This window comes from Bradyrhizobium ottawaense (assembly GCF_002278135.3).
In the GTDB taxonomy this organism is placed as follows: domain Bacteria; phylum Pseudomonadota; class Alphaproteobacteria; order Rhizobiales; family Xanthobacteraceae; genus Bradyrhizobium; species Bradyrhizobium ottawaense.
This window is the reverse complement of record NZ_CP029425.2, coordinates 6,352,107-6,365,007: the sequence shown is the minus strand read 5'-3', so window position 1 is coordinate 6,365,007 and position 12,901 is coordinate 6,352,107. Positions and strand designations below refer to the sequence as shown.

Annotated in this window: 12 protein-coding genes; 10 read left to right on the top strand and 2 right to left on the bottom strand. The window is 65.6% G+C overall.

Annotated elements, in window-relative coordinates:
- Positions 1 to 10: 10 nt before the first annotated feature.
- On the bottom strand, positions 11 to 1,243 hold the full coding sequence (locus tag CIT37_RS30180; RefSeq protein WP_095426958.1) for a class I SAM-dependent methyltransferase: 1,233 nt from the start codon (positions 1,241 to 1,243) through the stop codon (positions 11 to 13).
- Between the two features lie 152 nt (positions 1,244 to 1,395).
- On the opposite strand from CIT37_RS30180, the gene rfbC reads away from it, so the two are divergent.
- Both rfbC and CIT37_RS30170 read left to right on the top strand, forming a co-directional pair.
- Positions 1,396 to 1,920, top strand: coding sequence for a dTDP-4-dehydrorhamnose 3,5-epimerase (gene rfbC / locus CIT37_RS30175; RefSeq protein WP_028144071.1), 525 nt, complete (start codon positions 1,396 to 1,398; stop codon positions 1,918 to 1,920).
- Positions 1,917 to 2,813 (top strand): NAD-dependent epimerase/dehydratase family protein, encoded by an 897-nt coding sequence (locus CIT37_RS30170; RefSeq protein WP_095426959.1) that lies wholly within the window; start codon positions 1,917 to 1,919, stop codon positions 2,811 to 2,813. The genes rfbC and CIT37_RS30170 overlap by 4 nt, the downstream gene beginning before the upstream one ends.
- A 229-nt stretch (positions 2,814 to 3,042) precedes the next feature.
- On the opposite strand, the gene CIT37_RS30165 is transcribed toward CIT37_RS30170, so the two are convergent.
- Positions 3,043 to 4,020: a LysR family transcriptional regulator gene (locus CIT37_RS30165; protein ID WP_028144069.1), complete on the bottom strand. Its 978-nt coding sequence runs from the start codon at positions 4,018 to 4,020 to the stop codon at positions 3,043 to 3,045.
- A 118-nt stretch (positions 4,021 to 4,138) separates the two neighbouring features.
- On the opposite strand from CIT37_RS30165, the gene CIT37_RS30160 reads away from it, so the two are divergent.
- The 8 genes from CIT37_RS30160 (at position 4,139) to rpe (ending at position 12,880) form a co-directional block, all read left to right on the top strand.
- On the top strand, positions 4,139 to 5,176 hold the full coding sequence (locus tag CIT37_RS30160) for a class 1 fructose-bisphosphatase (protein ID WP_095426960.1): 1,038 nt from the start codon (positions 4,139 to 4,141) through the stop codon (positions 5,174 to 5,176).
- Between the two features lie 12 nt (positions 5,177 to 5,188).
- The gene (locus tag CIT37_RS30155; RefSeq protein ID WP_018321765.1) at positions 5,189 to 6,064 is read left to right on the top strand and encodes a phosphoribulokinase; all 876 of its coding nucleotides are present in this window, start codon (positions 5,189 to 5,191) and stop codon (positions 6,062 to 6,064) included.
- A gap of 15 nt (positions 6,065 to 6,079) precedes the next feature.
- Complete coding sequence (tkt, locus tag CIT37_RS30150; protein ID WP_028144067.1) at positions 6,080 to 8,098, top strand: transketolase; 2,019 nt, start codon at positions 6,080 to 6,082, stop codon at positions 8,096 to 8,098.
- A gap of 12 nt (positions 8,099 to 8,110) precedes the next feature.
- Positions 8,111 to 9,196, top strand: a complete 1,086-nt coding sequence (gene fba / locus CIT37_RS30145) for a class II fructose-bisphosphate aldolase (protein ID WP_028144066.1) — start codon at positions 8,111 to 8,113, stop codon at positions 9,194 to 9,196.
- A 38-nt stretch (positions 9,197 to 9,234) separates the two neighbouring features.
- Positions 9,235 to 10,695, top strand: coding sequence for a form I ribulose bisphosphate carboxylase large subunit (locus CIT37_RS30140; RefSeq protein WP_028144065.1), 1,461 nt, complete (start codon positions 9,235 to 9,237; stop codon positions 10,693 to 10,695).
- 11 nt (positions 10,696 to 10,706) lie between these two features.
- Entirely contained in the window at positions 10,707 to 11,114 is a 408-nt protein-coding gene (locus tag CIT37_RS30135) for a ribulose bisphosphate carboxylase small subunit (protein WP_028144064.1), read from the top strand.
- 99 nt (positions 11,115 to 11,213) lie between these two features.
- A complete protein-coding gene (cbbX, locus tag CIT37_RS30130) occupies positions 11,214 to 12,146 on the top strand; it encodes a CbbX protein (protein WP_028144063.1) in 933 nt (310 codons plus the stop codon).
- Complete coding sequence (gene rpe, locus CIT37_RS30125; protein WP_095426961.1) at positions 12,143 to 12,880, top strand: ribulose-phosphate 3-epimerase; 738 nt, start codon at positions 12,143 to 12,145, stop codon at positions 12,878 to 12,880. The genes cbbX and rpe overlap by 4 nt, the downstream gene beginning before the upstream one ends.
- The last annotated feature ends 21 nt before the right edge of the window (positions 12,881 to 12,901 follow it).

Below are 12,901 nucleotides of genomic sequence, written 5' to 3'. Positions count from 1 at the left end.
TAACCATCGCTCACGATATGATCGTCAGATCGGGTGCGGGCACCACGAATTGTCCGCCCCAGGCGCGAACCTCCGCCAGCTGGGCGATGATCTCGTCCTTCAGATTCCAGGGCAGGATGAAGACGTAATCGGGCCTGGCCGCGATCAGGGCGGCGGGATAACGGATCGGCAGATGCGATCCCGGAAGCAGCAGGCCCTGCTTATGCGGATTGCGGTCCACGGTGAACGGAATCAGCTCACGCGTGACGTCGCAATAATTGAGCAGCGTGTTGCCCTTCGCAGGCGCGCCATAGGCCAGCACCGACTTGCCCGCGCGCCGCGCCGCGACGAGAAAGTCGCGGATCGTCTCGCGCTTGGCCGCCACCTTCGCCTGGAAATCACGATAGCTCGCCGGCCGGTCGAGCCCTGCCAGGGTCTCGCGCCGGCGCAAGCTCTCGAGTGCAAGCGAGGCGCTCCGAGGCGCGTTCTCGCTGCAGACATGCAGACGGAGCGAGCCGCCATGCGTCGGCAATTCGTCCACGTCGAAGACGCGCAAGGCGTGTGCGCGAAAGACCCTCTCCAGGGTCGCGAGCGAGAAGTACGACAGATGCTCGTGATAGATCGTGTCGAACTGGATGGCTCCGATCAGGTGCAACAGATGCGGAAGCTCCAGCGTGGCGCGCCCGGTCTCGGGCAGGAGAATGCGCAGGCCCGCAACGAAATCGTTGATGTCGGGGACGTGCGGCAACACGTTGTTGGCAACGATCAGCTCGGGCCTGTGGCCTTCCGTGCGCAGCGCGGTCGCGACGTCGCGGCCGAAATAGCAGATCCGGGTCGGAATCCCCTTGGCGATCGCAGCGGCCGCCGGACCGCTGGCCGGCTCGATTCCGAGCGCACGGATGCCGGCGCGCAGGAAATATTGCAGCAGATATCCGTCGTTGCTGGCGATCTCGATCACCTCGGACGCTGCGCCGAGCTTCGCACGGACGATCATCTCGGCGGCATAGCTCTCCGCATGAAGCAGCCAGCTCTCGGAATAGGACGAATAATAGAGATACTGCTCGAAGATGTTGGCCGCCGGCTCGAATTGTGGAAGCTGGACCAGTCCGCAGGCGCGGCACACACGGGCATGTAGCGGATAGGTCGGCTCGGCGGGATCGGCCCGCTCGGGCGGCAGATAAGAATTCGCCAAAGGCGACAGGCCGAGGTCGACGAAGGTCTCGTCGAGCTCCCGCGTGCAAAAGCGGCATCGGTGCCTGTCCATGAACGGATCGTCCCGTTGTGCCGTCGTGCCGCGGCTGTTAGTGAATTCTCCCAAGCCACGGAAACTCCGACAACGTTGCGCATGATGCAACCCAAAAGGCGTTTCGGTGAACCGACGTTCGCAACGGCGGCGTCGCGGTGCGGGGGCCCGGGATGAAGTTCACTGCATTGGCGCTGCCAGGCGTGGTTGAAATCGGCATCGAACCGGAGACCGACGCGCGCGGATTCTTCGCCCGGCTGTTCGATGCTGAGGCCTTCGCGGCGCAGGGCCTGCCGACGCATTTCGCGCAGCACAGCCTCTCGCATAACGAGCGCGCCGGCACGCTGCGTGGCCTGCACTATCAGATGGGCCGACCGGAGGCCAAGCTGGTGCGGTGCGTTGCCGGCCGCGCGTTCGACGTGATCGTCGATCTGCGCCGGTCGCTGCCGACCTACGGACAATGGTGCTCGGTCGAGCTCGCCGCCGGCCGTGGCAATGCCGTATTCATCCCCGCCGGATGCGCGCACGGCTTCCAGACGCTCACTGAGGGCACCGAGCTGATGTATTGCATCGATGTGCCCTATGACGCGCAAGGCGCGGCCGGCATTCGCTGGGACGATCCATCGCTCGCGATCGACTGGCCGCTTGCCGACCCTATTCTGTCCGCGCGCGACCGCGCGCTGCCGTGTCTCGCATGAGGCGGGTGTTGGTCACGGGCGCGTCCGGATTCGTCGGTCGTGCGCTGTTGCCTGTGCTGACTGGTCGCGGCTTCGAGGTGCACGGCGTCGCGCGCGCGACTCAATCGGCGGTGGCCGGTGTGACATGGCATGCGGCCGATCTCCTCACCGAAGCCGGCCGCGCACATGCGCTGTCGGCATCGCGGCCGACGCATCTCGTTCATCTCGCATGGGAGGTGCGGCCGGGCCGCTATCGCGAGGATCCCGTCAACCGGTTGTGGGCCGAGGCGAGCATTGACCTGTTGTCACGTGCGCGAGCCCGCGGCACCCAGCGCATCCTCGGCATCGGAAGCTGCCTCGAATACGGACCGCAGAGCGGCCCGTGCGAGGAGCAGGTGAGTCAATGCCGTCCCACGACACTGTACGGACAAGCCAAGCTCGCGACGGCCGAAGCCTATATCGCGGCAGGCGCCGCCTGGGGCCGCGTGTTTGTCCCGTTCGGGCCGCACGAGCCCGAGGCGCGCCTGATCCCCTCGCTGATCCGGAGCCTTCGCGCGGGACTGCATTTCGATTGCTCGCATGGCGGGCAGCTTCGCGATTTCGTCTATGTCGATGACCTCGCGCAGATGATCGCCGCCGTGCTCGACAGCGAGCTCTCCGGCGTCGTCAATCTCGCCAGTGGCGAGACGCGCAGCCTGCGCAGCGTGATCGAGCATGTCGCAGGTCTCCTCGAAGCACGCCATCTGGCCAGGTTCGGCGCCGTCGATGCAACGGGCATCGACGCCGAGCCGATCATTGCCGCCGACGTCCGCCGCCTCCGCGGCGTGACTGCAGGCGTGCCGGTCGTCGGATTCCAGGAGGGCGCCGCGCGCGATGTTGCGTGGTGGATCGACCGTCAGCCGGGGAGGGGATGACGTGCGGTCTCCTCGCAACAGGCCGGCGGCAAGCGGCACCTGTGGCAATTACGGAGTTGTCTGGCTGCCCGCCTGTGCTAGCAACGGGCCGACCGAAATCTCCCTCACGTCGGCCGGGGCAAGCGATGATCACGTTCAACCGCATCTTCACGACGGAGCGTCTGCTCCAGATCATCGTGATTCTGGCGGCGACGGTTGCCATGAAGCTGATGAGCTGAGCGCGGGCGGATCATCGTCCGCCGAACTCGGGCACGTCGGGCAGATAGTTCGACCCTTCCGAGCCCAGAAAATCGAACATCGCCTGCGCCGGCGGCAGCAGCACCTTGTCGCTGCGGCGGATCACGTACCATTGCCGCACGATCGGCAGGCCCGCGACGTCGAGCACGATGAGTCGGCCCTCGGTGAGCTCATGCGCCACGGTGTGGGCCGAGATGAAGGCGATGCCGAGCCCGGCGATCACGGCCTGCTTGATGGTCTCGTTGCTGCTCATCTCCATGCCGATGATCGGCTCGAGATCGGACTTCTGGAACATGCCCTCCATCAGCGTCCGCGTGCCCGAGCCGGGCTCGCGGGTGAGGAAGGTCTCGTGGACGAGGTCGGTCAGGTTGAGGCCGGAATCGTTCTCCAGCCAGTGCCCCTTGCGCGCGACGATGATGTGCGGATTGCGCCCGAGCTGGCGGACGTCGACCGTGACGTCGGCCGGTGGCCGACCCATCACCGCGAAATCGAGGTCGTAGCCGTGCATGGCCTCGCGGATCTCCTCGCGGTTGCCGATGGTGAGCTTGATCTCGATCTTGGGGTACCGCTTGGAGAACGCCGCGATCGCATGCGGCACGAAATATTTCGCGGTCGAGACCGCGCCGAGATGCACGGTGCCGCCGGTCCGCCCGGCGAGCAGGTCGAGCGCGCCCTGGCAGTCCATGATGGCGGCCTCGACCCGCTCGGCCAGCGTCAAGACCTCCTTGCCCGCCTCCGTCAGCAGCATGCCGTCGCCGGTCCGCTGCACCAGCGGCAGGCCGGCGAGATCCTGAAGCTGCCGGAGTTGCTGGGTCACGGCCGGCTGGGTCAGCCCGAGATGCCCGGACGCCGCCGTCACGCTGCCTTTGGCCGAGAGCGCCGCAAGCGAGCGCAGCTGCCGGATCGTCAGATGCCGGAGCTGGGCCGCCGCATGGCTGGGGCCATTATAAGAAAATTCTTTGACACTCATTATGAATAGAAATTTTCCTTATTAAGCCGCCCCTGTCAATCTCCTGATGCCGGGACCGACCGTACCGACCTCCAGAGGGGAGGGAACTGGATACGGCGCCGGCAAAGGGGATGCGCAGATGACCGGGCAATTGAGGCTGGACGACCACCTTCAACGGTATTCGGAGACCGCACCTCATGCGCTCGCCGTGGCGGCCGCGGTCGATGCCATCGCGGCAGCGGCCATTGAGATCGCTGACCTGATCGCCACCGGAGATCTCGCGGACGCCTCCGGCCTGACCACCGGCCGCAACAGCGACGGCGACGTCCAGCGCGATCTCGACGTGCAGGCGGACGCGATCCTGCGCCGCTGCCTCAGCAAGCTGCCGGTCGCCGCGCTCGCCTCGGAAGAAATGCGCGAGGCCCAGATCGGCGATCGTGAGGCGAAGATCTGCATCGCGATCGATCCGCTCGACGGCTCCTCCAACATCGACATCAACATGACGGTCGGCACGATCTTCTCGATCCTGCCCGCCCCCGATGATCTCTCGCTTGCCTTCCATCAGCGCGGCTCGGCGCAGCTCGCGGCGGGCTTCGTCACCTACGGGCCGCAGACCTCGCTGGTGCTGACGCTCGGCGAAGGCGTCGACATCTTCACGCTCGATCGCAAGGCGGGTTGCTTCCGCCTCGCGCGCAGCGGCGCGCAGATTGCCGAGGCCTGCGAGGAGTTCGCGATCAACGCGTCGAATCGCCGGCACTGGGATTCGCCGGTGCGTGCCTTCGTCGACGAGTGCCTCGCCGGCGTCGACGGGCCAGCCAACCACGATTTCAACATGCGCTGGGTCGGCTCGCTGGTCGCCGAAGCCTATCGCATCCTCACCCGTGGCGGCATCTTCCTCTATCCCTCGGACGCGCGTGCCGGCTATGGCGTCGGCCGCCTGCGTCTGACTTACGAAGCGCATCCGATGGCCATGATCATCGAGCAGGCCGGCGGCTCCGCCACGACGGGGCGCGAGCGCATCCTCGATCTCTCGGCGCAGAGCCTGCACCAGCGCGTGCCGCTGATCATGGGCTCGAGCAACGAGGTGCGCCGCGTCGAGGAACTGCATTGCGATCCGCTGCTGGTTGCCAGTGTCTCAGCGCCGCTGTTCGCGCGGCGCGGATTCTTCCGGCTGTAAGGAGGGCGTCCGATGTCCAGGAAGCATCCCATCATCTCCATCACCGGCTCCTCCGGCGCCGGCACCACCTCGGTCAAGAAGACGTTCGAGCAGATATTTTTCCGCGAGAAGGTCAACGCGGCCTACATCGAGGGTGACGCCTTCCATCGCTACGACCGCGCCGAGATGCGCGCGCAGATGGCGAAGGAGGCCGATCGCGGCAACAAGCATTTCAGCCATTTCAGCCCCGAGACCAACTTGTTCGAGGAGCTGGAGCGTGCGTTTCGCGACTATGGCGAGACCGGCACCGCGACGACGCGGCATTACGTGCATGACGCCGAGGAGTCCGCGCTGCATGGCGCGGCGCCCGGCACCTTCACCGACTGGAAGCGGCTGCCGGAGAATTCGGACCTGTTGTTCTACGAGGGCCTGCATGGCGCCGTCGTCACCGACAAGGTCAATGTCGCGCGCTATGCCGACCTCAAGATCGGCGTCGTGCCGGTCATCAATCTCGAATGGATCCAGAAGCTGCACCGCGACCGCAGTGCGCGGGGTTATTCGACCGAGGCCGTCACCGACACCATCCTGCGGCGGATGCCCGACTACATCCACTACATCTGCCCGCAATTCACCGAGACCGACATCAACTTCCAGCGCGTGCCGACGGTGGACACCTCCAATCCGTTCATCGCGCGCTGGATCCCGACGCCGGACGAGTCGATGGTGGTGATTCGCTTCAAGAACCCGCGCGGCATCGACTTCCCCTATCTGCTCTCGATGTTGCCGCAGAGCTGGATGTCCCGCGCGAACTCGATCGTGTGCCCCGGCGCAAAGCTCGATCTCGCGATGCAGCTGATCCTGACGCCGCTGATCATGCAGCTGATCGAGCGCAAGCGCAGCTTGAAGTGACGAGGAGAGAATCCAATGAACATCTCGGTTCATGCCGAAGCCGACCTCACGGCGGTCACGCACAACGATCTCGCCAATGCCGTCCGCTTCCTCGCGGTCGACGCCATCGAGACCTCGCAGTCGGGTCATCCCGGCCTGCCCATGGGCATGGCCGATGTCGCAACCGTGCTGTTCTCGCGCTTCCTGAAATTCGACTCGGCGCATCCCAACTGGCCGGACCGCGACCGCTTCGTGCTGTCGGCGGGCCATGGCTCGATGCTGCTCTATGCGTTGCTGCATCTGACCGGCGGCGACGTCAGCCTCGACGACATCAAGGCATTCCGGCAATGGGGCTCGAAGACGCCGGGCCATCCGGAATATGGTCACACGCCGGGCGTCGAGATGACGACGGGGCCACTGGGGCAGGGGATCGCAACCGCGGTCGGCATGGCGCTCGCCGAGCGGATGGCCAACGCGCGACATGGCGACGGCCTCGTCGATCATTTCACCTATGTGATCGCGGGTGACGGCTGCCTGATGGAGGGCCTCAGCCAGGAAGCGCTCTCGCTCGCCGGGCATCTCGGGCTTGGCCGCCTGATCGTGCTGTTCGACGACAACGGGATCTCGATCGACGGGCCCACCTCGCTGGCGACGTCCGACGACCAGCTCGCGCGTTTCGCCGCCTCCGGCTGGTCGGTGCGCAGCATCGACGGCCACGATCCCGAAGCGATTGCGCAGGCGATCGCAGAGGAGCGGGAGACCGCCAAACCGTCGCTGATCGCCTGCCGCACCGTCATCGGCTACGGCGCGCCTGATCGGCAGGGCACGGAGAAAGCCCATGGAGCGCCGCTCGGGACCGAGCAGACCGCGGCCGCGCGCCGGACGCTGGGTTGGGATTATCAGCCCTTCGTGGTGCCTGTCACGGTCCAGAAAGCGTGGCGGATGATCGGGCAACGCGGCCAGGTCGATCGGCTCGCCTGGCTCGATCGCTATGAATGCGCGACGGCCGAGCAGCGCGACATGTTCGTCGAAGGCAAGGCGGTTGCCCTGCCGGCCGCCTACGCGCTGGCCGCGGCGAAGTTGCGCGAACGCTTTGCGTCCGAGCGTCCGAAGCTCGCGACGCGGCAGGCCTCGCAACAGGTGCTCGACGGCATCGCCGGGACGATTGCCGGCCTGGTCGGCGGCTCCGCTGACCTGACGCATTCGAACCTCACGCACGCCAAGCTGCAAGTCCCCGTCAAGCGCGGGACGTTCGCCGGCGACTACATCCACTACGGCATTCGCGAGCACGGCATGGCCGCCGCGATGAACGGCCTCGCTCTGCATGGCGGCTTCATCCCGTACGGTGGCACGTTCCTCGCGTTCTCCGATTATAGCCGGCCCGCGATCCGCCTTGCGGCCCTGATGCGGCTGCGCGTCATCCATGTGATGACCCACGATTCCATCGGCCTCGGCGAGGACGGCCCGACGCACCAGCCTGTCGAGCATCTTGCCGCGCTGCGGGTGATCCCGAACCTGCTGGTGTTCCGTCCCGCCGACGCGGTGGAGACGCTGGAAGCCTGGGATTGCGCACTCAATTCCGAAGACCGCCCCTCCGTGCTGTGCCTGTCGCGGCAGGCGTTGCCGACCTTCCGTAGCGATGCGCGCGGCAGAAACCGCGTCGCACACGGCGCCTATCTCGTCGTCTCGCCGGACGGCGGACGCGACGTGACGCTGATCGCAACCGGTTCGGAAGTGTCGATTGCACTGGAAGCCGCCCGCCTGCTTGCGACCGAGCACATTCGTGCGGCCGTGGTGTCCGCGCCTTGCTTCGCCCTGTTTGAGGAGCAGCCGAACGACTACCGCGCCACCGTGCTCGGTACCGCGCCGCGTGTCGGAATCGAGGCTGCCGTGCAGGGCGATTGGGCGCGCTGGCTCGGCGCTGAGGGCGAATTCGTCGGCATGCGCGGCTTCGGCGCCTCGGCGCCGGCGCCGGTGCTGTACCGCGAATTCGGCATCACACCGCAAAGCATTGCGGAAGCCGCCCGCCGGGCGGTCGCTCGCAAGCGACAATAAGGAGGACTTCTCGTGGCCCGTATCACACTTCGCCAACTGCTCGACCACGCGGCCAGCCATGGCTATGCGGTGCCGGCGTTCAACATCAACAATATGGAGCAGGGCATCGCGATCATGCAGGCGGCGGCCGAGGTCGACGCGCCCGTGATCATCCAGGCCTCGCGCGGCGCGCGCAGCTACGCCGGCGATCTCATGCTCTCGCACATGATCGACGCGCTGGAGCGGACCTATCCGGACATCCCGCTTTGCATGCACCAGGACCACGGCAATGACGAAGCGACCTGCGCGTCCGCCATCGCCCATGGCTTCACCTCCGTCATGATGGACGGCTCGCTCAAGGCCGACGCCAAGACGGCGGCCGATTACGATTACAACGTCGCGATCACCCGCCGCGTCGTCGATCTCGCCCACTGGGTCGGCGCCTCCGTCGAAGGCGAGCTCGGCGTGCTCGGCTCGCTCGAGCACGGCGGTGGCGAGCAGGAGGATGGCCACGGCGTCGAGGGTACGGTCAGCCACGACCAGCTCCTGACCGATCCCGACCAGGCGGTCGACTTCGTTCGTGCCACCAAGGTCGATGCGCTCGCCATCGCGATGGGCACCTCGCACGGCGCCTACAAGTTCAGCCGCAAGCCGGATGGCGACATCCTGGCGATGCGCGTGGTCGAGGAGATCCATCGCCGCTTGCCTAACACGCATCTGGTGATGCACGGCTCCTCGTCGGTGCCGCAGCCGCTGCAGGACATGTTCAACCAGTTCGGCGGCGAGATGCCGCAGACCTGGGGCGTGCCGGTCGAGGAGATCGTCCGCGGCATCAAGAGCGGCGTGCGCAAGGTCAATATCGACACCGACTGCCGCCTCGCGATGACGGCCGTGTTCCGCAAGGTCGCCGCGCAAACGCGTTCCGAGTTCGACCCGCGCAAATTCCTCAAACCGGCGATGGACGCGATGCGCGAGCTCTGTCGCGACCGTTTCGAGCAGTTCGGGACCGCGGGCCATGCCAGCAAGATCAAGGTCATTCCCTTGAGCGAGATGGCGCGGCGCTATCGCGCCGGCGAGCTCGATCCGCGCGTCGATGCCCGCGAGCCCGTTGCGGCCTAGTCAATCGGAAACAACAGAGAAAACAGCAGGAGAGAGACATGAACGCACATACCGGCACGGTCCGCGGCAAAGAGCGCTATCGCTCGGGCGTCATGGAATACAAGCGCATGGGCTATTGGGAGCCCGACTACACGCCAAAGGACACCGACGTCATCGCGCTGTTTCGCGTCACGCCCCAGGAAGGCGTTGACCCGATCGAAGCGTCCGCGGCCGTCGCCGGTGAATCTTCGACCGCGACCTGGACCGTGGTGTGGACCGATCGCCTGACCGCGGCGGAGAAATATCGCGCAAAATGCTACCGCGTCGATCCGGTGCCGGGCACGCCGGGCTCGTATTTTGCCTACATCGCCTATGACCTCGACCTGTTCGAGCCGGGTTCGATCGCGAACCTCTCGGCCTCGATCATCGGCAACGTGTTCGGCTTCAAGCCGCTCAAGGCGCTGCGGCTGGAAGACATGCGTTTCCCTGTCGCCTACGTGAAGACCTTCCAGGGACCGGCGACCGGCATCGTGGTCGAGCGCGAGCGGCTCGACAAGTTCGGCCGGCCGCTGCTGGGCGCGACCGTGAAGCCGAAGCTCGGGCTTTCAGGCCGCAACTACGGCCGCGTGGTCTACGAGGCGCTGAAGGGCGGCCTCGACTTCACCAAGGACGACGAGAACATCAACTCGCAGCCCTTCATGCACTGGCGCGACCGTTTCCTCTACTGCATGGAGGCCGTGAACCGCGCGCAGGCGGCCTCCGGCGAAGTGAAGGGCACCTACCTGAACATCACCGCCGGCACGATGGAGGACATGTACGAGCGCGCCGAGTTCGCCAAGGAGCTCGGGTCGTGCATCGTCATGATCGACCTCGTGATCGGCTACACCGCGATCCAGTCGATGGCCAAATGGGCGCGGCGCAACGACATGATCCTGCATCTGCACCGCGCCGGTCACTCGACCTATACGCGGCAGAAGAGCCATGGCGTGTCGTTCCGCGTCATCGCCAAATGGATGCGGCTCGCGGGTGTCGATCACATCCATGCCGGCACGGTGGTCGGCAAGCTGGAAGGCGACCCCAACACCACGCGCGGCTATTACGACGTCTGCCGCGAGGACTTCAACCCGACCAAGCTCGAGCATGGCCTGTTCTTCGACCAGAACTGGGCGAGCCTGAACAAGATGATGCCGGTCGCCTCCGGCGGCATCCATGCCGGCCAGATGCATCAGCTGCTCGACCTGCTCGGCGAAGACGTCGTGTTGCAGTTCGGCGGCGGCACCATCGGCCATCCCATGGGCATTGCGGCCGGTGCGATCGCCAACCGCGTGGCGCTGGAAGCGATGATCCTCGCCCGTAACGAGGGGCGCGACTACGTCCACGAAGGTCCGGAGATCCTGGCCAGGGCGGCCGAGACCTGCACGCCGCTGAAGGCTGCGCTCGAGGTCTGGAAGGACGTGACGTTCAACTATCAATCCACCGACACGCCGGACTTCGTGCCGACCGCGCTCGAAACCGTTTGAGGAGACGCAGCATGAAACTCACTCAGGGTTGCTTTTCGTTCCTGCCGGATCTCACCGACGATCAGATCTATAAGCAGGTGCAATATTGCCTCGGCAACGGCTGGGCGGTGAATATCGAATTCACCGACGATCCTCATCCCCGCAACACCTATTGGGAGATGTGGGGCCTGCCGATGTTCGACCTCCAGGACGCCGCCGGCGTGATGATGGAGCTCGCGGAGTGCCGCAGGGTGTATGGCAACAAGTACATCCGCATCAGCGGCTTCGATTCAAGCCATGGCTGGGAATCGGTGCGGATCTCCTTCCTCGTCAATAGGCCTCCGCATGAGGCGGAGTTCGAGCTGGTGCGGCAGGAAGTCGGCGGCCGCGCGATCCGTTACACCACCGTGCGCCGGCCGGCCGCGCACGCGCCAACGTAAGCCATCCGCTTCCGCGCGGAGCTCTCCCTGCTCCGCATCCTTGGCGGACCACTGCTTCGCCGCTCCCCCGCGGCGAAGCTCCTTTTCTTCGAGGTAACGATGCTGGATGTTCCCCACGCAACGACGACTGAGCCCGGCGAGACCCAATTCGATCTCCGCAAGGAAGCCGAAGCGGCCGGGATCACCGACACGCTGCAGCAGCTCGAGCAGGAGCTGATCGGATTGAAGCCGGTGAAGAACCGCGTGCGCCAGATCGCCTCTCTGCTGCTGATCGAACGCATCCGGCAGCGCGCGGGCCTGGCATCGGCTCCGCCGACGCTGCACATGTCGTTCACCGGCAATCCCGGCACCGGCAAGACGACCGTCGCGCTGCGCATGGCCAAGATCCTGCACGGGCTCGGCTTCGTGCGGCGGGGGCAGGTGATCTCGGTGACGCGCGACGATCTCGTCGGGCAATATATCGGCCACACTGCGCCGAAGACCAAGGAGATCCTGAAGAAGGCGATGGGCGGCGTGCTGTTCATCGACGAAGCCTATTATCTGCATCGCCCCGACAACGAACGCGACTACGGTCAGGAGGCCATCGAGATCCTGCTCCAGGTGATGGAGAACCAGCGCGAAGACCTCGTCGTGATCCTCGCCGGCTATGGCGAGCGCATGACGAGCTTTTTCGCGTCCAACCCCGGCTTCCGCTCGCGCATCGCCCATCACATCGAATTCCCTGATTATGCCGAAGCCGAGCTGCTCGTCATTGCCGAGCTGATGCTGAAGGAGCGGGGCTATCGCTTCTCGGCTGCGGCCCGCGAGGCGTTCGAGAAATACATCGCGCTGCGCCGGACCCAGCCGTTCTTCTCCAATGGGCGTTCGATCCGCAACGCCGTCGACCGCATCCGCTTGCGCCAGGCCGATCGCCTGGTGTCCGACCTCGACCGTATGCTCGATGTCGACGATCTCGAAACCATCGATCCCATGGACGTCCTGGCGAGCCGTGTCTTCAGCGGCGGCGCCGATGCGCGGAGTGGAAAGCCATGACCAGAGAGATCATCATCGCTCCCTCGATCCTGGCCGCGGATTTCGCGCGCCTCGGCGAGGCGATCGCCGCAATCGACACGGCCGGCGCCGACTGGATCCATTGCGACGTCATGGACGGACACTTCGTGCCGAACATCAGCTTCGGTGCCGATGTCATCAAGGCGATCCGCCCGACGACGAAGAAGATATTCGACGTGCATCTCATGATCGCGCCTGTCGATCCTTATCTCGAAGCGTTCGCGAACGCCGGGGCTGACGTCATCACGATTCATGCCGAAGCCGGCGCCCATCTCGACCGCTCGCTGCAGGCGATCCGTGCGCTCGGCAAGAAGGCCGGTGTCAGCCTGTGTCCCGCGACTCCCGAGAGCGCGATCGCCTATGTGCTCGACCGCATCGATCTCGTGCTGGTGATGACGGTCAATCCGGGATTCGGCGGCCAGTCCTTCCTCGAATCCCAGCTCGAGAAGATCGAACGGATCAAAGCCATGATCGGCGACCGGCCGATCCGGCTCGAGGTTGACGGCGGTGTCACGCGCGACAATGCCGCTGCCGTGGCGGCAGCGGGCGCTGATACGCTGGTGGCGGGCTCCGCGGTGTTTCGCGGCAAGAGCGTTGCCGAATATGCCGCGAATATCCAGGCCATCCGCGTCGCCGCCGAGACGGGCCGGGTTCCAAAGCGGCAAGATAATGCCGTGCAGCCGATGCGCCTCGGCGAAGGCGCGCGCACCCGGTAGATTACGGGCGGCCTCACCAGG